The 21986-nt window shown below is 64.8% G+C and carries 21 protein-coding genes and 1 pseudogene; 14 read left to right on the top strand and 8 right to left on the bottom strand.

Going from position 1 to position 21986, the window contains the following annotated elements; translation table 11 throughout:
- The first annotated feature begins 60 nt into the window (after nucleotides 1–60).
- On the top strand, nucleotides 61–1473 hold the full coding sequence (locus tag AC4AMJ_RS07880) for a flavin-containing monooxygenase (RefSeq protein WP_489917727.1): 1413 nt from the start codon (nucleotides 61–63) through the stop codon (nucleotides 1471–1473).
- On the top strand, nucleotides 1473–2387 hold the full coding sequence (locus tag AC4AMJ_RS07875; protein WP_489917726.1) for an alpha/beta hydrolase: 915 nt from the start codon (nucleotides 1473–1475) through the stop codon (nucleotides 2385–2387). Before AC4AMJ_RS07880 ends, AC4AMJ_RS07875 begins: the two co-directional genes overlap by 1 nt.
- A 361-nt stretch (nucleotides 2388–2748) precedes the next feature.
- Here the strand turns inward: AC4AMJ_RS07875 and AC4AMJ_RS07870 are convergent, their stop codons facing one another.
- Nucleotides 2749–3927, bottom strand: a complete 1179-nt coding sequence (locus tag AC4AMJ_RS07870; RefSeq protein WP_489917725.1) for an ROK family protein — start codon at nucleotides 3925–3927, stop codon at nucleotides 2749–2751.
- 147 nt (nucleotides 3928–4074) lie between these two features.
- On the opposite strand from AC4AMJ_RS07870, the gene zwf reads away from it, so the two are divergent.
- Genes zwf through eda form a run of 3 tightly spaced genes read left to right on the top strand, consistent with a single transcriptional unit; the run spans nucleotide 4075 to nucleotide 8025 of the window.
- Entirely contained in the window at nucleotides 4075–5553 is a 1479-nt protein-coding gene (zwf, locus tag AC4AMJ_RS07865; protein ID WP_489917724.1) for a glucose-6-phosphate dehydrogenase, read from the top strand.
- A complete protein-coding gene (gene edd / locus AC4AMJ_RS07860; protein ID WP_489917723.1) occupies nucleotides 5550–7382 on the top strand; it encodes a phosphogluconate dehydratase in 1833 nt (610 codons plus the stop codon). The genes zwf and edd overlap by 4 nt, the downstream gene beginning before the upstream one ends.
- Before the next feature lie 31 nt (nucleotides 7383–7413).
- On the top strand, nucleotides 7414–8025 hold the full coding sequence (eda, locus tag AC4AMJ_RS07855) for a bifunctional 4-hydroxy-2-oxoglutarate aldolase/2-dehydro-3-deoxy-phosphogluconate aldolase (RefSeq protein ID WP_489917722.1): 612 nt from the start codon (nucleotides 7414–7416) through the stop codon (nucleotides 8023–8025).
- 62 nt (nucleotides 8026–8087) lie between these two features.
- Here the strand turns inward: eda and AC4AMJ_RS07850 are convergent, their stop codons facing one another.
- On the bottom strand, nucleotides 8088–8525 hold the full coding sequence (locus AC4AMJ_RS07850) for a PIN domain-containing protein (RefSeq protein ID WP_489917721.1): 438 nt from the start codon (nucleotides 8523–8525) through the stop codon (nucleotides 8088–8090).
- 32 nt (nucleotides 8526–8557) lie between these two features.
- A complete protein-coding gene (locus AC4AMJ_RS07845) occupies nucleotides 8558–9052 on the bottom strand; it encodes a hypothetical protein (RefSeq protein ID WP_489917720.1) in 495 nt (164 codons plus the stop codon).
- A gap of 170 nt (nucleotides 9053–9222) precedes the next feature.
- Between AC4AMJ_RS07845 and AC4AMJ_RS07840 the strand changes: the two genes are divergently transcribed.
- From AC4AMJ_RS07840 to AC4AMJ_RS07820, 5 genes are all read left to right on the top strand, one after another.
- Entirely contained in the window at nucleotides 9223–9435 is a 213-nt protein-coding gene (locus AC4AMJ_RS07840; RefSeq protein WP_489917719.1) for a ribbon-helix-helix domain-containing protein, read from the top strand.
- Complete coding sequence (locus tag AC4AMJ_RS07835; protein WP_489917718.1) at nucleotides 9432–9839, top strand: PIN domain-containing protein; 408 nt, start codon at nucleotides 9432–9434, stop codon at nucleotides 9837–9839. The genes AC4AMJ_RS07840 and AC4AMJ_RS07835 overlap by 4 nt, the downstream gene beginning before the upstream one ends.
- Before the next feature lie 149 nt (nucleotides 9840–9988).
- Nucleotides 9989–10825, top strand: coding sequence for a hypothetical protein (locus AC4AMJ_RS07830; protein WP_489917717.1), 837 nt, complete (start codon nucleotides 9989–9991; stop codon nucleotides 10823–10825).
- Complete coding sequence (locus AC4AMJ_RS07825) at nucleotides 10822–11526, top strand: ester cyclase (RefSeq protein WP_489917716.1); 705 nt, start codon at nucleotides 10822–10824, stop codon at nucleotides 11524–11526. Before AC4AMJ_RS07830 ends, AC4AMJ_RS07825 begins: the two co-directional genes overlap by 4 nt.
- Nucleotides 11527–11768: 242 nt before the next feature.
- Nucleotides 11769–13271 (top strand): protein adenylyltransferase SelO, encoded by a 1503-nt coding sequence (locus AC4AMJ_RS07820; RefSeq protein ID WP_489917715.1) that lies wholly within the window; start codon nucleotides 11769–11771, stop codon nucleotides 13269–13271.
- A 43-nt stretch (nucleotides 13272–13314) separates the two neighbouring features.
- Here the strand turns inward: AC4AMJ_RS07820 and AC4AMJ_RS07815 are convergent, their stop codons facing one another.
- A complete protein-coding gene (locus tag AC4AMJ_RS07815; RefSeq protein ID WP_489917714.1) occupies nucleotides 13315–13896 on the bottom strand; it encodes a dihydrofolate reductase family protein in 582 nt (193 codons plus the stop codon).
- Nucleotides 13897–14433: 537 nt separating this feature from the next.
- Here AC4AMJ_RS07815 and AC4AMJ_RS07810 point away from each other — a divergent pair.
- Both AC4AMJ_RS07810 and AC4AMJ_RS07805 read left to right on the top strand, forming a co-directional pair.
- Nucleotides 14434–14649 (top strand): PIN domain-containing protein, encoded by a 216-nt coding sequence (locus AC4AMJ_RS07810; protein WP_489917713.1) that lies wholly within the window; start codon nucleotides 14434–14436, stop codon nucleotides 14647–14649.
- A gap of 293 nt (nucleotides 14650–14942) precedes the next feature.
- Nucleotides 14943–16619: a PHA/PHB synthase family protein gene (locus AC4AMJ_RS07805; protein ID WP_489917712.1), complete on the top strand. Its 1677-nt coding sequence runs from the start codon at nucleotides 14943–14945 to the stop codon at nucleotides 16617–16619.
- Between the two features lie 187 nt (nucleotides 16620–16806).
- On the opposite strand, the pseudogene AC4AMJ_RS07800 reads toward AC4AMJ_RS07805, so the two are convergent.
- From AC4AMJ_RS07800 to AC4AMJ_RS07785, 4 genes and pseudogenes are all read right to left on the bottom strand, one after another.
- Nucleotides 16807–18011: pseudogene (locus AC4AMJ_RS07800) on the bottom strand (carotenoid oxygenase family protein).
- A 335-nt stretch (nucleotides 18012–18346) separates the two neighbouring features.
- Nucleotides 18347–18682 (bottom strand): hypothetical protein, encoded by a 336-nt coding sequence (locus AC4AMJ_RS07795; protein ID WP_489917711.1) that lies wholly within the window; start codon nucleotides 18680–18682, stop codon nucleotides 18347–18349.
- Between the two features lie 106 nt (nucleotides 18683–18788).
- A complete protein-coding gene (locus tag AC4AMJ_RS07790) occupies nucleotides 18789–19724 on the bottom strand; it encodes an NADP-dependent oxidoreductase (protein ID WP_489895545.1) in 936 nt (311 codons plus the stop codon).
- Between the two features lie 172 nt (nucleotides 19725–19896).
- Nucleotides 19897–20361: an SRPBCC family protein gene (locus tag AC4AMJ_RS07785; protein ID WP_489917710.1), complete on the bottom strand. Its 465-nt coding sequence runs from the start codon at nucleotides 20359–20361 to the stop codon at nucleotides 19897–19899.
- 111 nt (nucleotides 20362–20472) lie between these two features.
- On the opposite strand from AC4AMJ_RS07785, the gene AC4AMJ_RS07780 reads away from it, so the two are divergent.
- Both AC4AMJ_RS07780 and AC4AMJ_RS07775 read left to right on the top strand, forming a co-directional pair.
- On the top strand, nucleotides 20473–20946 hold the full coding sequence (locus AC4AMJ_RS07780) for an SRPBCC family protein (RefSeq protein WP_489895541.1): 474 nt from the start codon (nucleotides 20473–20475) through the stop codon (nucleotides 20944–20946).
- A 103-nt stretch (nucleotides 20947–21049) separates the two neighbouring features.
- A complete protein-coding gene (locus AC4AMJ_RS07775) occupies nucleotides 21050–21979 on the top strand; it encodes an exodeoxyribonuclease III (RefSeq protein WP_489895539.1) in 930 nt (309 codons plus the stop codon).
- Nucleotides 21980–21986: the final 7 nt, after the last annotated feature.

Genomic DNA, 21986 nt, shown 5'->3' with positions numbered 1-21986 from the left:
ATGAATCACGGAGTGGCCGTGGAGCAGCCGCGATCACTGGTTGCTCGACATGAGACGAAGATGAAGTCCAAGCGCCCGTCGACGTCGTTTGCGATTCTCGAAGGTCGTGCGGCCCTCGGTGGAACCTGGGACCTGTTCAAATACCCGGGCATCCGGTCCGACTCGGACATGCCGTCGTTCGGTTTCGGCTTCAAGCCGTGGACGCACAAGCAGTCGATCGCCGACGCGCACGTCATCCTCGACTACCTGAACGAGGCTGTCGACGAGAACGGCATTCGTGCCCATATCCGGTACAACACGAAGGTTGACGGCGCCGACTTCGATACCCGGACCGGCCGATGGACGATCCGTACCACCGACGCGGAATCCGGCGAACCCACCACGTACACAGCGCGATTCGTCTACTCCGGAACCGGGTACTACAACTACGAGGCCGGCTACACGCCCGAATTCCCGGGACGCGAGAGGTTCACGGGTCAGGTCATCCACCCGCAGCAGTGGCCCGAAGATCTCGATTACACCGGCAAGAAGGTGGTGGTCATCGGTAGCGGCGCGACCGCAGTGACGCTGATTCCGGCCATGGCCGACAAGGCCGCCCGCGTCACCATGCTCCAGCGGTCCCCGAGCTACGTGTTGTCGCTGCCCGGCGAGGACGCAATCGCGAACACACTGAACAAGCTGATCGGACCCGATCGCGCCTACGGGATCATCCGACGGAAGAACATCACGCTGAACCGGGGCATCTTCAAGGCGAGCAAGCGCGCCCCGAAGCTCATCCGCAATCTGCTGATGTCCGACGCCAAGCGTCGGCTCCCCAAGGGCTACGACGTCGATACCCACTTCAACCCGAGCTACAACCCGTGGGATCAGCGTCTGTGCATGGTGCCCAATGGCGACTTGTTCTCCGCGATCTCGTCGGGCAAGGCGTCCGTGGTCACCGACCACATCGAGTCCTTCACCGAAACAGGCATTGCGTTGACGTCGGGCCAGCACCTGGACGCCGACATCATCGTGACGGCAACAGGTCTGGACTTGCTGCCACTCGGCGGCATCGACCTGAGTGTCGACGGGGATCCAATCGACGTCGCGAATACGGTCGTCTACAAGTCCATGATGCTCAGCGGTGTGCCCAACTACGCGTTCGCCATCGGATACACCAATATTGCCTGGACGTTGAAGGTCGACCTTGTCTGCACCCACATGGTCAGGCTGCTCAACTACATGGACGAGCACGGGCAGAACGTCGTCACTCCGGTCCTGCCCGATCCGACGATGGAATGCACTCCCCTGCTCGACATGAGCTCGGGCTACGTGCAGCGCCGGATCGGCGCCTTCCCCAAGGCGGGCACCACGGGACCGTGGACGGTCAAGATGGCCTACGAGGACGACGTCGAGCGCCTCGAACACGGCCCCGTCGACGACCCCGCATTGAAGTTCGAGTCGATCACCCCCGAGTTCGCGACGGTCGGGTGATGACATCACACCAGACCGATGACGTGACGTTCACCAGCCACGGTGTGCAATGCGTCGCCTGGCATGCGCGCGCCACCTCGGATGATCTCGTACGCAACAGATTACGGCCGTGCATCGTGATCGCGCACGGATTCGGCGGCACCCGCGACACCGCGCTGATGGACTTCGCCGACGGGTTCGCGGCCGCCGGAATCGACTCCTTCGTCTTCGACTACCGCACCTTCGGCGAGTCCGAGGGGGCCCCCCGTCAGGTCGTCTCCGTCCGCATGCAGCGCCAGGACTACCGCGCAGCCATCGATGCCGCCCGGCGGATGCCAGGCGTCGATCCCGATCGGATTGCACTCTGGGGTACGTCGTACTCGGGCGGCCACGTGATGGCCGTCGCGGCGGAGGATCCGCGGATCGCGGCAGTCGCGGCGCTGGTGCCCGCACCTGATGGGTTGGCGGCGGTTCTGCAGATCGCCCGGAACGCGGGACCGATCGCACCGATGAAACTGGTGGCGCACGGCTTGCGTGACGCCATCACGACTGTGACCGGCGCCGAGCCGCACCGCATTCCGCTCGCCGCGAAGCCGGGATCGGTGGCGATCATGGCCACTTCGGGCACCATGGAAGCATACGAATCGATCGCCGGTCCGACGTGGCGAAATGAGGTGTGCGCCCGGACGGCGCTCGAGGTCGCATTCAACCGGCCGATCACAAAGGCGTCGAAAATCAAGTGCCCGATGCTCGTTCAGATCGGCAGCGACGATCTGGTGGCTCCGCCGCATGCAGCACGGAAGTCAGCGCGGCGTGCCGGTGGTCCGACCACGGTGCTGGAGTACCCGGTCGACCACTTCGACATATACGCCGGCCCATGGCAGGCCATGGTGCTCGCCGACGAGGTCGACTTCCTCGTGCGGGTCCTGGCCTGAGAGGTTGCTCGAGAACACGGCCCGGGGTTGAGCGCCTTGGGTGAGCGCCCGCTGGATCCGTTGGTGGCGACGTTCGAGATACCTTCTGTGCCGCCGACCCGCACATGCCCATCGTCGCGTCCTGTGGGCTTCACATTGCGTATGGAATCAGGACCACACCGCATCAACCCGTGACATCGACGGCCAACTGGTAGCCGACCCCGCGAACGGTATCGATTGTCTTGGCGCCGAATGTTCATCGATGCGACGCCGCAGTCGCTGACTTGTGCCTCGACGACGTTCTCGTCACCCCGGTGGTTGATGTCTTTCACCGAGACCAGAATCCAGGTCACCCTCGCCCGATCGGTCGCCGTTGACAGTCTCAAGCCAGCATGGCGTCGACCACAGCCGGACTCAGAACGTGGTCGAGAATCAGTGCCGCACAACCGACGATGCCGGCCTGCGCGCCATGGGTCGAGGGCAGGATCTGCAGTTCACGGGTCGCCAGGGCGGTGGCGTTGGCGTAGACGGTCTCCCGTAATCCAGCTACGAGGATGTCGTAGGCCTTGGCCATGTCTCCTGCCAGCACCAGGGCCGCGGGGTTGAGCAGATTGACGGCGCCGCCGAGTACTTCGCCGATGTGGCGCCCGCTTTCACGGATGAGTTGGCGTGCTTGAGGATCACCGGCCAGCGCGAGGTCGACGAGTTCACGGATGTGCGCGATGTCGCGGTCTTGTTCGCGCATCGCGCGCACCAAAGCCCAGCCGGAGGCAACGGTTTCCAGGCAACCCGTGTCACCGCATCGGCACACCTTTCCGGCGGCCTCCGGAATCTTGGTGTGGCCGAACTGTCCTGCGCCTCCAACTGCTCCGCGCTGCAGCACTCCGCCGGCCACGATGCCGGCGCCCAAACCGGTGGAGGCTTTGACGAGCACCATGTCGTCGAACCGGTCGTGTTGTCCGCGTCGTTCTGAGAGCACGATGACGTTGGCATCGGTGTCGAGCCGCACCGGGGCGGTGGTGAGCGACTGCAGGTAGGGCGGCAGGGGCACACCATCCCATCCACTCATCGCCGGCGAATCGAGACTGCATCCTCGGGCACTGTCGGCACTGCCCGGGATGCTGAGACCGACACCACGGATCTCGTCGAGTCGCCGACCGGTGTCCTCAAGGAGCACCTCGAGGCGCTTGACGATGTCGGGCATCAGTTCGTCTGGGCCGGTACCGATTTCTTGGTCGATGTCGACGGACGTCAGTACCTGACCCGACAGATTGCAGATGGCGAGCTGGGTTCGACTACGACCGATCGCGGCCGCCAGCACGACGCCGGCATCGGCGTTGAAGGTCAGCCGCGACGGCGGGCGCCCCCCGGTGGACTCGGTGTCGGGGAGTTCGAGCACGAGTCCGGACGCTTCCAGTGCCGACAGCCGCGCAGCAACCGCTGTTCGGGACAGCCCGGTCACCCGGGTGATGTCGCTGCGGGTCGCCACGAGACCGTCGCGGATCAGTGCGAGCACGTCGCCGACGGTCGCTGTCGCTTTTGTCGAGCGTGACATGCGCATATGTGTCATTCAACCAAATAGGACGCAGTTCGGCATAGGCTCCGAAACTACTTTTGCACGCGCAAAGTCATAAGATCGGTTGCAAGAATGCCGAACTGTCCGTAGCGTTCGACACGCAAGCCCCCGACAACTTCAGGAGAAAGACCTATGTCGAGTGCTAATCCCGTCGCACCATGCGACTTCGTTGTCTTCGGCGGAACCGGTGACCTAGCCGTCCGCAAACTCCTCCCCGCGCTTTACCTGCGCGACCGCGACGGCCAGCTACCTGACGAAACACGCATCATCGCGACGTCGCGGGCCGGGCTCGACCACGTCGGCTACCGCGACAAAGTACGGGGGGAGCTGGGCCGTTTCGTCGACGCAGAAGCGCTGGACTCCCAAACACTTGATCGATTTCTCGCGCGATTGCACTATGCGAGCGTCGATGCCGCCGCCCCTGACGACTGGGATCAGCTCCTCGCGCTGCTGAACCAGCCCACGGACAGGGGGCGGGTCTACTACCTGGCCTGCGCGCCGAACCTGTTCGGTCCGATCTCCCAGCATCTGGAAGCACACGGCCTCGTCGACGAGACCTGCCGAGTGGTCCTGGAAAAGCCCATCGGCCACGACCTGACCTCCGCCCGTGCCATCAACGATGCGGTGGGTTCGGTCTTCGACGAATCCCAGATCTTCCGGATCGACCACTACCTCGGCAAAGAGAGCGTGCAGAACCTGCTCGTCACCCGATTCGCCAACACGTTCCTCGAGCCACTGTGGAACTCCAGTTGGATCGACCACGTCCAGATCACCGTGGCCGAGTCCCTCGGGGTGGGCAGCCGCGCCGGGTACTACGACCAATCCGGCGCCCTGCGCGACATGGTGCAGAATCACCTGCTCCAGGTGCTGTGTCTGGTGGCGATGGAACCGCCCACCTGCGTCGATCGTGAAACCGTCCGCGACGAGAAACTCAAAGTTCTCCAGGCGTTGAAACCGTTGAGCCCCAACGATGTCAACACCCTCGCCGTCGCCGGACAATATGTCGCCGGATTGGTCGACGGGAAGGCCGTACCCGGCTACCGCGACGACGCCGACAACCCCGACAGCCTCACCGAGACCTTCGCCGCGGTGAAAGCCGAAGTGCGCAACTGGCGTTGGTCCGGAGTGCCCTTCTACCTGCGTACCGGTAAACGGATGGAGAACCGCAGCTCTGAAGTCGTCATCCAGTTCAAGCCGGTGCCGCACCCGATGTTCCCCGGCAGCGACGGCGACGCCGAACCCAACAAGCTGGTCATCCAGCTGCAGCCGGAAGAAGGCATGCGCCTGTTCATGACGGCCAAAGAGCCGGGCCCCGGCGGCATCCGGCTCAAGCCGGTGTCGCTGGACCTCAACTACGTCGACGCTTTCCAGCGCCGCTCCCCGGACGCCTACGAAAGGCTGCTGATGGACGTGGTGCGTGGCGATCCGACCCTGTTCATGCGCCGTGATGAGGTCGAGGCGGCCTGGGCGTGGGTCGAACCGATTCTGGTGGCGTGGCAAGCGCAGGAGCGCGGACCACGCCGCTACCCCGCGGGCACCAACGGCCCCGTCGAGGCGATCACACTGCTGGAACGAGACGGCCGCACCTGGCACGGGGGAGCAGCCCTGTGACCACTATCAATCCGACCCTGGACACTGTCACCGATCGCATCAGGACCCGCAGCGCCGATTCTCGCGCCACCTACCTGCGCCACATCCGCGAGGCGGCCGACCGCGGCCCGGCGCGCGGTCGGCTGGCGTGTGCCAATCTCGCCCACGGCTTCGCCGCCAACGGCGCCCGGGACAAGGTGGCTCTACGGGAACTGGTCAAACCGAACGTCGCGATCGTGTCGTCCTACAACGACATGCTCTCCGCACACGCACCGTTCGAAACCTTTCCCCACCAACTCAAACAGGCCGTCATACAGGCAGGCGGCATCGCGCAGTTCGCCGGCGGCGTGCCGGCCATGTGCGATGGCATCACCCAGGGCCGCCACGGGATGCAGCTGTCGCTGTTCAGCCGTGACGTCATCGCCATGTCGACCGCGATCGCACTGTCACACGACATGTTCGACGCCGCGTTGATGCTCGGCGTGTGCGACAAGATCGTCCCCGGGATGCTCATCGGCGCACTGGCTTTCGGTCATCTGCCGACGGTGTTCGTCCCGGCCGGACCGATGACATCGGGGCTGCCCAACGGCGAGAAGTCCCGTGTCCGCCAGCTCTATGCGGAAAACAAGGTCAGCCGCCAGGCGCTGTTGGATGCCGAGGCGGCCTCCTACCACGGCAGCGGCACGTGCACGTTCTTCGGCACCGCCAACTCCAACCAGCTGCTGATGGAAGTCATGGGTCTGCACCTGCCGGGATCGAGTTTCGTCAATCCCGGCACCCCGTTGCGCAGCGCCTTGACCGACGCAGCCGGCGCACAGGTGACCGAGCTGACCTCACTCGGCGACCACTACACCCCGGTCGGGGAGATGATCGACGAGCGCGCGATCGTCAACGGCGTCGTCGCGCTGCTGGCAACCGGCGGCTCGACCAATCACACCATGCACCTCGTCGCCATCGCCCAGGCCGCCGGCATCGACCTGCGGTGGGAAGACATCTCCGATCTGTCGGCCACCGTTCCGCTGCTGGCACGCATCTATCCCAATGGCAGCGCGGACGTGAACCACTTTCACGCCGCCGGCGGTCTGGGCTTCACCATCACCACGTTGCTCGAGGCCGGATTGCTCCACGAGGACGTCGCCACTGTGGTCGGGCAGGGGCTGCATCGCTACACCCAGGAACCGGTCCTGGCCGACGGCACCGTCGAGTGGCGCGCGGGCACCACCGCCAGCCATGACACGACGGTGCTGCGCGGCACCGACGACCCGTTCGCCGGAGATGGCGGATTGAAAACCCTCACAGGCAATCTCGGCTCGTGCGTGATCAAGACCTCGGCCGTCGCCGACGAGCACCGCGTGATCACCGCCGGCGCGGTGGTCTTCGACGACCAGGCCGACTTCCTCGCCGCGTTCGACGCCGGGGACCTGGACCGGGACCTCGTCGCCATCGTCCGATACCAGGGACCACGCGCCACCGGGATGCCCGAGCTGCACAAACTCACTCCCGCGTTGGGTGTACTGCAGGACCGCGGCCGGCGGGTCGCCCTGGTGACCGACGGCAGGATGTCGGGCGCCTCGGGCAAAGTCCCCGCGGCCATCCATCTCACCCCCGAAGCCGCCGCCGACGGGCCACTTGCCAAAGTCCGTGACGGAGACCAGATCACCGTCGACGCCACCACCGGCACCCTGACGCTCCACGTCCCCGACGGCGAACTCGCCGCGCGGCCTGCCACCGGCCGAGCCCTGAAGACCCACGAGATGGTCGGAACTGGACGCGAGCTCTTCGCCAGCATGCGGGCCGCGGTCGGATCCGCCGATCGGGGCGCCAGCATCTTCCCCACCTACGTCGCATGAGAACTGTCGCATGAGAACCCAGGAGAACTCCATGAGCACCTCGCTACTGAACGTGTCCCCGGTCATCCCCGTCGTCGTCCTCGATCACATCGAGGACGCCGCGCCGGTCGCCCGGGCGCTGGTCGCGGGCGGAATATCGATCATCGAACTGACCTTGCGTACGCCGGTGGCGCTGTCGGCAATCGAGCGGATCGCCGGCGAGGTACCCGAGATCTACGTCGGCGCCGGCACCATCGTCGAACCAGAGCAAGCCAAACGCGCCGCCGAAGCCGGCGCTCAGTTCCTCGTCTCGCCCGGCAGCACGCCCACGTTGCTGTCGGCGATGACCGACACCGGGCTCCCGCACCTGCCCGGCGTGTCCACCGTCTCCGAGGTCCTGGCGGCGATGGAGTCCGGCTACACCGAACTCAAGTTCTTCCCCGCCGAGTTCGCCGGCGGCGTCGACCATCTGAAGGCGATTCGTGGTCCGATCCCCGACGCCCGGTTCTGCCCCACCGGCGGCATCACCCCCGCACACGCCCCTCGCTACCTCGAACTACCCAACGTCGGGTGCGTGGGCGGCTCCTGGATCACACCCAAAGAAGCTGTCACAACAAAGAATTGGGCGCGCATATCCGAGCTGGCTGCCGCGGCTGTGGCATAGCGCAGACAACAGACCCGCGGGCATGCGGCCTGCGCCGAGGTTGTCGCGACCGGGGAATCGTTCTATTCACCGCCGAACCCGCTGCCGACCAGCGTCAACGGTGACCTGATCCGGTCGGAGCAGGTGGGATCGCTGGCGGCATCGGGCACGCTACTACCGTTGTCGGCGAGGAGAACTCGCCGCCATGTCGTGCGAGCGGTGATCGGCCGGCCGGGGGCCCGGGCTCGGGACATCAGGTGCGTATAAGGTGCGGTGGTGTCCAGGTCGTAGGCGAGGACTCGGCCCGTGAACGTTGGCAGGGTGTCGTCCTCCAGCCACGTGTGGTACTCGTCGCGACGGCGCCCGGGCGGCATCGCTGCGATGCCACATCGCAGTTCGCTGACGGTAACCGCCGACAGGTACAGGGTCTCGATCGCCTGGGCGTCCAACCAGGCGATGACGAACTCGTTCGGAGTCTTGGCGGTGGGTTCGCGGATCACGTTGGTGTCAAGGATGATCACAGGTCAAATGCCGCCGGCTCGGTGGGGTTCTCTCAGGGCATCTCCACCGTCTGAGCGCGGCGGATCTCTTCGACGGCGCGCACCAGGTACGGACGATGATCGAGCGCGGCAGCGGCCGCCATATCGGCGATCACCAGGACCGATGCGCCGTTGAGCTGTGCCGGCGGGAAATCCGTTGCCGGGCCGTCATCGTCAGAACGGTCGACCACAGCCAGACTGCCAGTGAGCACCACCACCACGGCCGACGGATCGATGGGCGCATTCCAGGCGCCGGCATCACCGACCGTGCGGGTCAATACCTCGGAAACGTCGTCCCCGGTCACACCGTCCTGATACCGGGTCTCGACGAGCTCTCGGATCATGTGAGCGTGTACGTCTCGCGCTTCAGGGTGGAGTTCGAGCACTTTGAGTGCTTCTCCGAAACCGTCGAGGTCGTGTGCGCGCGCCGTACCGATGCCCCGCTCGGTGGCCTGCGCGATGGCTCGAGCCTTCGATGGCCATTCGGTCGGCAACTGGATGTCGGCCACGTCATGCCTCCTGTCTTTGTTCTCCCAGCCCCAAGTAGTGCGGCGAAACCGCGAGTCCGGCCGGCAGGCGTGCGTCCTTCCCGGGCATTCGGGATCGTGATGCCGACCTTCTGGCGCCGTGGACTCGGTTCAGCGTCTGAGAGTATACCACCGGTGGTACCATATATGGCATGGCCAAGACCACCTTGTACCTCCCGGATGACTTGAAGCGGGCTATCGAACTCGAAGCGCGCCGACGATCGCTTCCGGAGGCCGAGATCGTGCGGCAGGCATTGCGGAAAGCTCTGAGCGGGAACACTCCTCGGCCTCGAGGTGCGTTGTTTTCGGGCAATGAACCCATTGCCGGACGTGTTGACGAGCTGCTCGAGGGTTTCGGCGAGTGATCGTCGACACAAGCGCACTGCTGGCCTATTTCGACGCAGCCGAACCGCAGCATGAGGCTGTCACGGTGGCGATCGAAGCATCCGATGAGCCCTTGGTCGTATCGCCGTACATCGTGGCCGAGCTCGACCACCTCGTGTTGACGCGCCATGGCTCTCACATCGAGCGCCTTGTGCTCGATGAACTGACTTCGGGCGCTTGGGAACTCGCCGCCATGTCGCGCGAGCGGCTGTCGGCCGCTTCGGCGATCGTTCGACAGTACGCCGATGTGCCTATCGGCGTCGCCGACGCGTCGAACATCGTCTTGGCCGACGCATATCGGACCAAGACGGTCGCCACTCTCGATCATCGCCCCTTCACCGTCCTCCGTCTCGGCGACGGTTCGGCGCCACTGATCATTCCGTAAGCCGGGCTGCCGAACATTCGCCAATGATTGTGACAAGAATCAGGTTGCTCTAGTGTCACCCGAATTGGCGAGCCTCCATTCAGAGACGTGAGGTTCGCACGCTGAGCGCGCTTGTGATCACGAGTTGACGTCTTCTCCAGCCATTTGTGGTGCCGGTCGCGACTGCGCCCGGGCGTCATCGCCGCGATGCCATACCGAGTTCGCCGACCGCAACCGCCGACGGGTACACGGGTCTCCATCGCCTGAGCGTCCAGCCATTCGATGACGAAGCTTTCGTCGGCAACACGGTCGCCGATGCACGATGGATCGAAGATGCTGAAATGCTGCTACCAACGGATCATCGGCAGGGGGCGGGTGGGGTGTCTGATAGCGTGCCGGATTCCCGTCCGCACCAGAAATCGATGGAACCCGACGTAGGGGAATTGTGCGACAACGTCCGCGAGGAAGCCTCCATCGATGCCGCCACGGAGCAATCCCCTACTCACGTCGACGCGATCGGCCAGTCGGAACGTCTCGATCAATGGATCTGCCCGGGAACGCAGACCGTGGTGATCGAGGACCATTCGCCGGACCAGTTCCGGCTCCGTGATCCCGAATTCGGGCGCAAGTGCGTCGCCCAACGCAGCCGAGGGAGCGAGATAGTCGAATGTACTTGCAGTCCAGATTCCGAGGTCGTGCACGACCCAGGCCACCACGGCCGCAGTCGGCAGCTCGTTTCCGAGCAGTGCCCGCTGGTAGTTCGCGCAGCGATGTATGTGATTGCGATACGTCGGTTCGTCTGGCCCGAGTTCCGCTCGATATCGCGCCAACACCACATCGACCATCGGATCAACCGTTATCGGAACTGCACTCCGCGCCAACGTATTCAGCTCCTCACGATTGATGTCCGTTACCCGCAGTCTACAAACCGCAGCCGCGAGACAGCGACGCTCCGAGTGATCTCGCTGCTCAACGAGCGAGATCGTCGCCCACCTCGGCCGGCATGAGGCTGGGAATCGCAGGCCTCGCGCTGCAGCGGCAGACGCGCCTTTCCCCTGTGCTCGATCGCTTTCGCACCGAGGTCGTTCGGACGGTGCAAATCCCGCTGGATACCCCGCGTCGAGTAGTCGCGGCCGCGCAGAATGTACCTGTCGTGTTCATCAACGATGGAGCCACCGTGAGTTCGGACAGCCTCAACGCCGGCGCAGTCGACCAGGCCACGGCCAGGGTCTTCGTGGAACGACTGCTGGCCGGGTTCAACGCGCATGATCCTGAAAAGTTCACCGAAGTGATGGTCGAGGATGTTGTATTCGAGCACAGCAACATCCCCGATACGCTGCACGGCCGCCGGCCGGTTGGTGAGTACTACAAGCGGGTGTGGCGTGCATTCCCCGATCTACTGCTCGAGCTCGACGACGGGCCGTTCTTCCACCCCGCAGCGCCGCGTATCAGCCTGTGTTGGAAACTCACCGGAACGCACGGCGGCATATTCGAGCCACCGGGACTTGCGCCGACCGGCAATCACGTCAGCTTCGACGTCCGCGAGACCATCGAGTTGCGGGACGGCCTTGGGAGCTATTTCACGGTGGTGAGCGACAACGCGAACATCGCCAGGCAAATGGGAACTCTGCCGGCACAGGGCAGCCGCGCTGAGAAGGCCATGGCGGCGGCGCAGCGCTTTCAAGTCCGATTGTCGCGCAAATTCTGACCCAGGTCGAGCTTGCTCTCCGTGCTCAAAGTGTCAAGGTGATCAAACCGTCCGGTATGCCTCTCGGGTGAGCACGCTCGACATGTGGGATGCATCGACGAGCGTTACACCAGCGTGGAACAAGGCCACGCGGGTACCGGCAGGAAGTCACTGCCGCCTCGAACGCATCGCCAACGCTTCTGCTCTCACGTGCCAGGGATCCGAGACGGGTGGACCATCGTGTGCGGGGTTAGGCTCGGAGTGTGCCAGCACCGTCCGACTCTCCCACCCGCACAAGCCCGGCGATCACCGGCCTCGAGCGCACATTTGCCGACCAGTTGCCGCCGCTGAGCGTACCCTGGCGCGGCGCCGGGGTGCCCGAGCCGGCGCTGCTCGTCGTCAATGAGGAACTCTCGGCGACGTTGGGTCTGGATGTGGCGGCCCTGCGGTCGGCCGACGGTGTCGCGATCCTGTCCGGTGCGGCAGCGCCCGTCGATGCGACGCCGGTCGCCACCGCATACGCCGGACATCAGTTCGGCGGGTACGCGCCGTTGCTCGGCGACGGGCGGGCCCTGCTGCTGGGTGAAGTCATCGACGTCGACGGACATCGAGTTGACTTGCAGCTCAAAGGCTCCGGACCGACACCGTTCTCCCGAGGCGGCGATGGCTTCGCGGTGGTTGCTCCGATGCTGCGCGAGTACCTGGTGAGCGAGGCCATGTACGCGCTGGGTGTTCCGACGACGCGTTCCCTGTCGGTCGTCGCGACCGGACGAGGTGTCCACCGCACTGGGATCGAACCCGGCGCGGTGCTCACCCGGGTCGCGGCCAGCCATCTGCGTGTCGGGACCTTCGAGTACGCGGCCCGCCAGTCCGAGCTTCTCCGGCCACTCGCCGACTATGCGATCGCGCGCCACTATCCCGAGCTCGCCGACCTCCCCGAGGGCGGCGATCGGTACCTCAGGTTCCTGGACGCGGTGCTCGATCGGCAGGCTGCCTTGGTGGCGCAGTGGATGCTGGTCGGCTTCGTCCACGGTGTCATGAACACTGACAACACCACGATCTCCGGCGAGACCATCGACTACGGCCCGTGTGCCTTCATCGATGCCTTCGACCCCTCGGCGGTGTTCAGTTCGATCGATCACGGCGGCCGCTACGCCTTCGGCAATCAGCCGGCCGTCTTGAAATGGAATCTCGCACGCTTCGCCGAGACACTGCTGACCCTCATCGGTGCAGAACCGGACGAGGCGATCGACGCGGCGACCGCCGTCCTGGTCACGTTCGATGATCGTTACACCGGACACCTCGTTGAGGGCCTGCGTGCGAAGATCGGACTGGCCGGCGTCGTCGGTGACAGCGACCTGATCGATGATCTGCTGCTCTTGATGAGGGATGACCGCGCAGATTGGACCGGAACCTTCCGCGCGCTCGCCGACGAACTGCGCGGTGACGACTCCCCTCTGGCGGCGCTGATACCGAGTGAGCACAGTGCGCCGTGGCTGGACCGTTGGCACGCCGCGCTGGATGGTCTCGGTCGCGACCGTGATCAGACCGCGGACGCGATGGACCGCATCAACCCGCTCTACATTCCACGCAATCACCACCTCGACGCTGCGCTGAGCGCAGCCACACACGGGGATATGGCCCCGTTCGAGCTACTCTTGGCGGCGGTAACTCACCCCTTCGAGCATCGCGGCGAGTGGGAAGCTTTCGCTGCGCCGGCGCCCGAATCGTTCACCAACACATTCCAGACGTTCTGCGGAACGTGATGTTCCTTCGGACGATCAGACGGTGTCGCGGCGTCGACCTGCGTCAGCGGCATACCAGATAGCGCAGGTGCAGCACCCGGTTACCCGGAATCACCGCGTCGGGATCCTCCAGTAGGTGCTGCGCGTTGACCGACCCGAAGAACCGCTTGCCGACCCCGAGGACGACGGGTACCACGTCCATCCGCACCTCGTCGACGAGGCCCGCGGTAAACACCTGGCCACCGACCTCACCCGCGGCGACCTCGACGATCCGGTCACCGGCAAGTTCCTGTGCTGTGGCCACGGCCGTGGCGACGCCGTCGACAAAGTGAAAGGGCGCCTCGAGGTTCCAGTCGTCAGGCGCCGGTCGATGCGTCACGACGACCACGTGGTCGATGCCACTCGGAGGCACCCCGCCCCAGCCATCGGTGATGTCAAAGACGTGGCGGCCGACGATGGTGACCCCGATCTGATCCCAGTACGGTCGAATGTAGTCGTAGGACGTCTGCGACACGTTCAACATGCCACTCCCGTCGAGGGGAACATCGCCGGCGGATAACCACTCGAACAGTGGGCCGGGTTGGTCGTTCTCGTCCGCGATGAAACCGTCGACCGACACCGAGCCGTACATGACCACTGTGCCCATGGGACACTCCTCGAGTTTCGTCGGCTGTCAGCGGTACGTGGCTGCACGCCGGTGCATCGGAGTAGCTGGATCGTGCAAGTCGGACAGTCACCGGTGAACCGCCACCAACCGGACGGTGACTGAGCAGCGTGAAGTGCTCGGTGACACCCACCGCGGCCGCCGCCATGCCCGACCGGGTGTACCGCATGGTCGATGCTTTGCGCACCTCAATCCAGCCCGTGGGCAGTTCCCGATGTCCTCCGACAGTCTAACCGTGTGAATGGGAATGTCCGGGTGGATGGGACTCAATTCAGCGTCTGCGGTAAACCGCAGGTAATACCATGTAGGGAAAGGTCAAAACGACCTCGTACCTCACGGATGACTTGAAGCGGGCCATCGAGCTCGAAGCGTCCCGGCGATCGCTTCCGGAGGCCGAGATCGCGCTTCAGGCATTGCGAAAAATTTTGAGCGGGAACACCCCTCGGCCTCGAGGTGCGTTGTTTCGGGCAATGAACCCATTGCCCGAGCGTGTCGACGATTTGCGGGGGGTTTCGGCGAGTGATCGTCGACACGAGCGCAGTGCTGGCCTACTTCGACGCAGCTGAACCGCAGCATGAGGGGGTCTCGATTTTGATCGATGCATCCGACGAACCCGTGGGACTCGCCGACGCGTCGAACATCGTCTCGGCCGATGTGTACCGGACCAGGACGGTCGCCACTCTCGATCATCGCCACTTCACCGTCCCCAGATCAGCGACGGTTCTCCACCATTGATCGTTCCGTGAACGGGCTGTCGAACATTCGCGACCGATCCGTGGCGAGAATCAGGTTCCTCCTGTTTCACCCGAATTGGCGAGCTGCAGGTCAGAGACTTGCGGTTCGCCACTCCCCTGCTCGCTCCCACTCGCTCGAGGGTTGTCGATGATCGCCCAGCACTGTACGCGGCTTCTTCGAAGGAGTTTGGAGGTGCCGAGGGTCTGGAAACGCCGCAGCTGCCCGGTTGCCGACGGTAGCCTTCACAAGGAGGGCGCAACCCCACGATCAGTACGCCCGAAAGGAAAGTCGCCATGGGCACCGTGACCGAAATAGATTCTCGCACTGAGGAAGCCATTGGTGGAGGCGACGACGTCGGTATGCCCCCCGGGTCGTCGGAGGTGTGGCGCGCCCTCGCCAGCGCGATGGGACAGGGCAGAGTGGTGGCTCGCACCGGGCTGCGACTCGGAGGTGAGTTGGCAAAGATCACCGTCGGGCGCTCCTCGGTGGCGCCGGCCAAGGGAGATCGACGCTTCGCCGATCCCGCCTGGAAGACAAACCCGGTCTTTCACCGGATCGTGCAGACCTACCTGGCCTCGACGGGCGCGCTGGGTGAGGTTGTCGACGAATGGGCCGACAAGGGTGACAAGCCTGCACGCGGCCAGCAGGCGAAGTTCGCGGCCTCGATACTGACCTCGGCTGTCGCGCCAACCAACTTCCTGGCATCCAATCCGGCCGCGCTCAAGGAAGCGTTCGACACGGCCGGCCTGAGCCTGGCGCGTGGCATCGGTCATTACGTGTCCGACGTGCGGCACAACGGCGGTATGCCGTCGATGATAGAACCCGGTGCGTTCGCCGTTGGTGCCGACCTGGCGCTGACTCCCGGTGCCGTGATCGCCCGTGATGAGATCGCCGAGGTCCTGCAGTACCGACCCACCACCGAGACCGTGCACGAACGGCCGGTACTGGTGGTGCCGCCACCGATCGGTCGCTTTTACTTCTTGGACCTTCGGCCTGGGCGCAGCTTTGTCGAGTACGCGGTCTCGCGGGGTCTGCAGACATTCATGCTGTCATGGCGTAATCCGCAGGCAGAGCAGAGCGACTGGAACCTCGACACCTACGCCGGGCGGGTGTCACGGGCGATCGACGAAGTCCGTGAGGTCACCGGCAGCGATGACGTCAACCTCATCGGATTCTGCGCGGGTGGTCTGATCACCACCCTGCTGCTCAACCATCTCGCCGCCGAGGGCGATAACCGGGTGAACAGCATTTCGTACGCGGTCACCATGCTTGATTTCGGCCACAGCGAGCAGCTTTCGACCTACCGCTCCTCAGCACTGCTCGCGTTCGCCAAATCCCGCTCGCGCCGCAAGGGACTGATCAGCGCTCGCGACATGGGGAGTGCCTTCACCTGGATGCGTCCGGACGAACTTGTCTTCAACTACGTCGTCAACAACTACCTGATGGGCCGGAAACCACCACCCTTCGACATCCTGGCCTGGAACGCGGACGGCACCAATCTGCCGGGCGCATTGCATGGTCAATTCCTGGACATCTTCAGCGGCAATCTGCTCGCGACCCCAGGAGCTCTCACGGTGCTCGGCACTCCGATCGACCTGTCCCGCATCGAGATACCCACTTTCGTATCCGGGGCGATCGCCGATCATCTCACCGCGTGGAGGGGGTGCTATAGCACCACTCAGTTACTCGGTGGTGACGACATCACATTCGTTCTCAGTTACTCCGGACATATCGCCAGTCTGGTGAATCCGCCTGGAAACCCCAAGGCGCACTATTGGACTGGCAAGCGACCTGGCCCCGACCCGCAAGCGTGGTTCGATGAGGCAACCCGTGAGAAAGGCAGCTGGTGGGAAGTCTGGGCCGATTGGGTGAGCCAGCGAGGTGGCCCGCGGGTGAGTGCCGGCGAGGATCTCGGTAGTTCCTTACACCCGGTACTCGATCCGGCCCCTGGGCGGTATGTCCGCGACTAGATCTAACGGTCGTCGCGGACAGCGACGGCGCTCTGCTCGCATGCCTGGTGGACGCACTTGTAGTTCAACAGTTGCCCATCGCTACCCCGGGGTCACGGCCGCTGTTTGATACAGCGACTCGACCTACCTTGTGTCGCTTCCGGTCTCGTCTCAATTGCCCTGATGCCGCTGATAGCAGATGCGCACCTCAATCCGGCGGCGGAACCGATTCGTCGCTGATCCAATTGCCGTGGAATCCGAACGGAACGCGTTGTGGCAGCGCAACTCGCGCCACGTACCCGCGGCGGTCGAACTCCTGGGCGTCCATCACGACGAACTCGGCCGTGCCGGCCGCGACATCGTGGACGAAGGTGATGAGCCATCCGTCGTCCTCGGTGCCGTCACCCTCCGACCGCGCCACAAAGGCGGGTTCTCCGGCGGCCCGTCCCGGGCCGTGATCGAACACGCGCCGTTCGCCGTCAGCAGGTCGTGCTTGAGAGTGGGCCAGCCCTGCGAACGGTCGAGGGACGGTGCTGAGCAGTAGCCGTACCGGTGTTCGTGAAGTCCGACCGATCCGCGGTGCACCGGGAACTCGTTTGCCGTGTCGTCGACGACGGAGACGGAGCAGGATCGTCGGCGAGGGTTGACCTCCCAGCGCTCCAGTCGGCTGAGCCCGTCGCCGAACGGTCCGAAGACATCTCGCGCGAACATCTTCTGGTAGTTGCAGACATCGATCACCACAGTGCCGTCATCGCGCTCGAACGCGTTCATGGGGTGGAAGACGTAGCCAAGTGGGATATCGACCCAGACGATGTCGGCTGCGCCGGCTCCCGTGCCGCCGTCCCCGGTGCGTGGCAACAGGCCGATTCGGTTGCCGTAATCGGGATTCCATCGGAACGGAAAACGACCGGTCATGGCCACGTCGATGTCGACGGTGCAGGGCTGGTCGTAGATGATCGTCCAGTGTGGGGTGAGTGACATGTCGTGGAGCATCGTCATACCCGGTAGCGGAATGTCGAGCGTGTGCCGCACTCTCCCATCAACGCCGACGACGACATACTGGACGTGATCCATCCACTGCGCCCACGCGTAGACCATCGCGTGCAACTCGCCGGTGCGCGGATCCCGCTTCGGGTGTGCCGTGAACGCTCCTGGCAGTGTGCCGTAGAAGTCATTGCGACCCAGGGTTTCCAAGTCGTAGTCGAGTTCGACCGGGCAGGCGCCGGCTTCCATCACCGCCCACGTCGTGCCGGCAAAACCGGCAACATTCGTGTTGGGGCCGAGTGGATTTCCGCTCCAGTTGGGGCCGGTGATATCGGGCTGACCGCGGGCGGCGGAAAGCTTCGCCGACCCGACGAAACGGTTGCGGTACCACTCTGCGCGGCCGTCGCGCAGTCGGACGCCGTGCACCATTCCGTCGCCGACGAACCAGTGGTGCGCAGATCAACAGATCTCAGATCGGCGGGGTTCGGCCCGTTACGGACGTAGCGTCCGTTCAGCTCGGCCGGCAACTCGCCGTCGACCGCAAGGTCGAAGGCGGTGATCTCGTCAGCGACCGGGGCGTAGGGGCCGGAGACGTAGTCGGTGACGTCGGCGAACGAGGCGGCGGACCCGGGAACGGCGGTGGACATGGCTGACTCCTCGGCGAAACCGTCACACTCTGGTGACAGACGAGGACGGGCTTGTTTTCCCGGACTTTACTCCGGTGTGAGCTACCCGGCGATGCAGTTGCCAGGGCCACGTCTGCCCTATCGGATCCACGCCCTCGAGACGAGGCCGATCCCGATGTAGCTACCCTGACCACAGTCCACTGCCGCGAACCCGGTCCGGTCGGCGGGTTTGCTGGTGCGGTGGTAGAGAATGCGCACGCCGGTGGTCTCCCCGGTGTTGCGGCCGAGACCGAGGCAGTCCAGCTCCACCACGTATGGCCGCCCGGGCGGGCAGTTGGCGGACACGCCGTGTCGATAGTCGTAGACCGAACATCCGATGGGTGCCGCAGCAGCTTGTGCCGCCGTCACGGCACCCGCACCCGCAACTATTGCCAGCGTGGACAATCCGGCCGCGACTCTTCTGCCGTTACCCACCGTCGCCCCTGCCCATCGTCGAGGTTGTCATGTGACCAGGTGATCGCTCTCCGGCCGATGCGTGTTACCGGCCTCGGGCGGCCGGCGCGACCACAGCTTCGTGAACTCACACCCGAACGACGATCTTGCCGCGCACGTGACCCGACGCGCTGCGCTCGTGGGCGGCGGCGGCATCGGCGAGGTCGAACACCTCCGCGATCTCGGGCTTCAGCTTGCCGGCATCGCCGAGGCGGGCGAGTTCGGCGAGGTCGCTGCTGTCGGGGCGGACCCACACGTAGTGGCCGCCGAACTCATCACGGGCCCGGGCATCGGTAATCGAGGCGACCGTGCCGCCGTCGCGCACCACGTCGGGCACCGAGTCGAGCGCGTCACCGCCCACGTAGTCGAGGACCACGTCGACACCGTCTGGGGCGAGCGCGCGCACGCGATCGGCGAGTCCGTCGCCATAGGTCACCGGTTCGGCGCCGAGCCCGCGCAGGAAGTCGTGATTGTTGCCCGAGGCCGTGCCGATCACCCGTGCACCGATTGACCGGGCCACCTGCACCGCGAACGATCCGACACCGCCGGCGGCGGCGTGGACGAGCACCGTGTGGTCCGGCTGCAGGCCGGCCCGGCGAATGGTCTGGTAGGCGGTGAGTCCGGCGAGTGGAACCGCGGCGGCTTCCTCGAACGTCCAGGCAGCCGGCTTACGGGCCAGGGTGCGTACCGGCGCAGCGACGAACTCGGCGAAGGTGCCGCCGGCGACGGTCCCGCCCACGAGATCCTTGCGGACATAGCCGAACACCTCGTCGCCGACCTCGAACTCGGGTGTATCCAGGCCGACCTGCTCGACGATGCCCGCGACGTCCCAGCCGGGGACAGCGGGAAACACGGTGTCCAGCACTTGGTCGAGGTAGCCCCCGCGGACCTTCCAATCCACCGGGTTGACACTGGTCGCTTGCACGCGCACCAAGACGGAGTCGGGCCCCACCTTGGGCGTGGGGAGCTCGGTGAGCGCCAGGACCTCGGGTCCGCCGAAGCGGGAGTACGTGATTGCTCGCATGGTGGCACCAACGGCGCCGCCACCGGATCGATTCCCACTGTGACCGGAACGGCTTTCGGCGTCCGTCATCGGCGAACCGGCCGGCCGACCACTGTGCACAAGGTGTCGCAGATTCGTGCGCGAAAGGCGCAGTTATCGAACGCTTCTCGCCGTCAGGACGTGGGCGGGGCAACTATCCGTTCGCGGCGGCGGCCAAGCGGCTCAGCGTCTCCTCGAGCTGATCTCTGGTCACCAACGGAAACTTCACCTGCGCCAGCAGATCTTTGTCGGTCACCTTGGACCAGTCGTAGGTGTGGCGCACCAGCGTTTTGTCGGGATTCTGCGACTCGAGTTCCCACACCCATTCCCATCCGGGCGGCTCGGTACCGGCCGGCGCGGTCTGCCAGGCCAGCAGCTTGTCCTTGGCGTAACCGGTGACGTGGTTGTCGGTTTGGTAGTCGCCGCCCATGTGCGGGCCGTTCATGTTCATCGTGAATACATCGCCGACGTGCTGAATTCGGTCCGCGTGATCAACCCCGCGGATGAATCCCGAACCATCGAGTTCAGGGTGATGTTCCGGGTTGCTCAACACCTCGAACACCGTGTCGACCGGCAGGTCGATGACACGTTCCACTGTGACGCTCGTTTGTCCACTCATCCCTCCACCGTGCCCAAAGATGTGAGCGTTGGCAACGACGCTCCGACGTGGCGGCCGCCATCGGTGGGCATTCGCTCGTGTGCGAACCGTGGATCTGGCAGGGTCGGTGCAATGACGAATGAACGGTTCGAGGTTGCCCGACAGATTGCCGCACCACCCGCAGCGGTGTTCGACCTTCTCACTCGGCCGGAAGGCCACGTCCAGATCGACAGTTCGGGCATGCTGCAATCGGCCGAGGGCGAGCCGGTGCGCGCCGCCGGCGACACATTCGTCGTTCACATGGATCGCGAGTCGCTGAACGACATCCCGATGGGCAAATACGACGTCACCGTGATCATCACGCAGTACGAACAGGATTCACTCCTCGAGTGGACGATCTCGGGAGCCATTCAACCGCCGATCAAACACATCTATGGCTATCGACTCGAACCCACCGAGGAGGGGACCCGCGCGACGTCGTACTACGACTGGAGCCAGATCGACGGCCGCTACCGCGACATGGACATCTTCCCGATCATCCCCGAAGCAGCGTTGCGTGCGACGCTCGGAATCCTGGCACGGACGGTCGAGAATCCAGCGACATAACCTGGCGGCGCGAGCCTCACGACTGACGTCGTTCGGCGGTATCCCGCAGGATCTGAGAGCCCCTCAATGTTCGGCATTCTATTGAATCCGGCACAGTTTCGGTGTGAGTCCCGCAACCACCGATTCGTTCACGGTCGTTTCTTTCAACGTCAACGGGATCCGGGCGGCGCGACGTCGCGGTTTCGATCGTTGGCTGGCAGCGCGGTCGGCTGATGTCATCGCGATTCAGGAATTGCGTTGTCGCGAGTCCGAGCTCGGTGACTTCCCGGGCTATTCGGTGGCGGCGGATGTCGGATCCGTGGCCGGCCGCAATGGTGTGGCCGTGCTGACACGACTGCCTCCCGTGGCGGTGCGCACATGGGTGACCGATCCGCCGCGAGCACGCGGGCTCCGCGAGTTCGCCACGCACGGCCGATACATCGAGGTCGACCTCGCCGACAGACCCGTGACGGTCGCATGCCTCTACCTCCCCAAGGGCGGATTGCCCGCGGACCGCCAGCGGTCGGGAGCGATGCGTGACAAGCCGGACGGCGGCGTGAAGTATGCGCGCAAACAGCGGTTCTTGACCTCGTTCACCCGCGAACTGAACCGTAACCGTCTCGTGGCGCTGCGCCAGGGGCGCGAGTTCCTCCTGGTCGGCGACCTCAACATCGCGCACACACAGCACGACGTGACCAACTGGCGTGCCGCTCGGACCATGGACGGTTTCCTGCCCGAAGACCGTGACTGGTTCAGTTCGATCCTGGGCAGCCGTCGGCTCGTCGACGTGGTGAGACGGGTGCATGGAGATCGTCCGGGGCCATTGACGTGGTGGAGTTGGGCGGGACAGTCGTTCACCAAGGATGTGGGCTGGCGCGTGGACCACCAACTCGCCACACCCGATCTCGCTCGCCGCGCGACCGAGGTCGTGGTGGACAAAGAACCGCTCCCGGCCGAGCGCCTGTCCGATCACGCCCCGCTCGTGGTGACCTACCGGGAGCGCACGGCTGACGTCGAGCCCACCGATCTCACACCGGAACACCGGTGTGAGTGAAGCCCCG

This window comes from Gordonia sp. LMA484, assembly GCF_058129505.1.
This window is presented reverse-complemented; position numbering and strand designations above follow the sequence as displayed.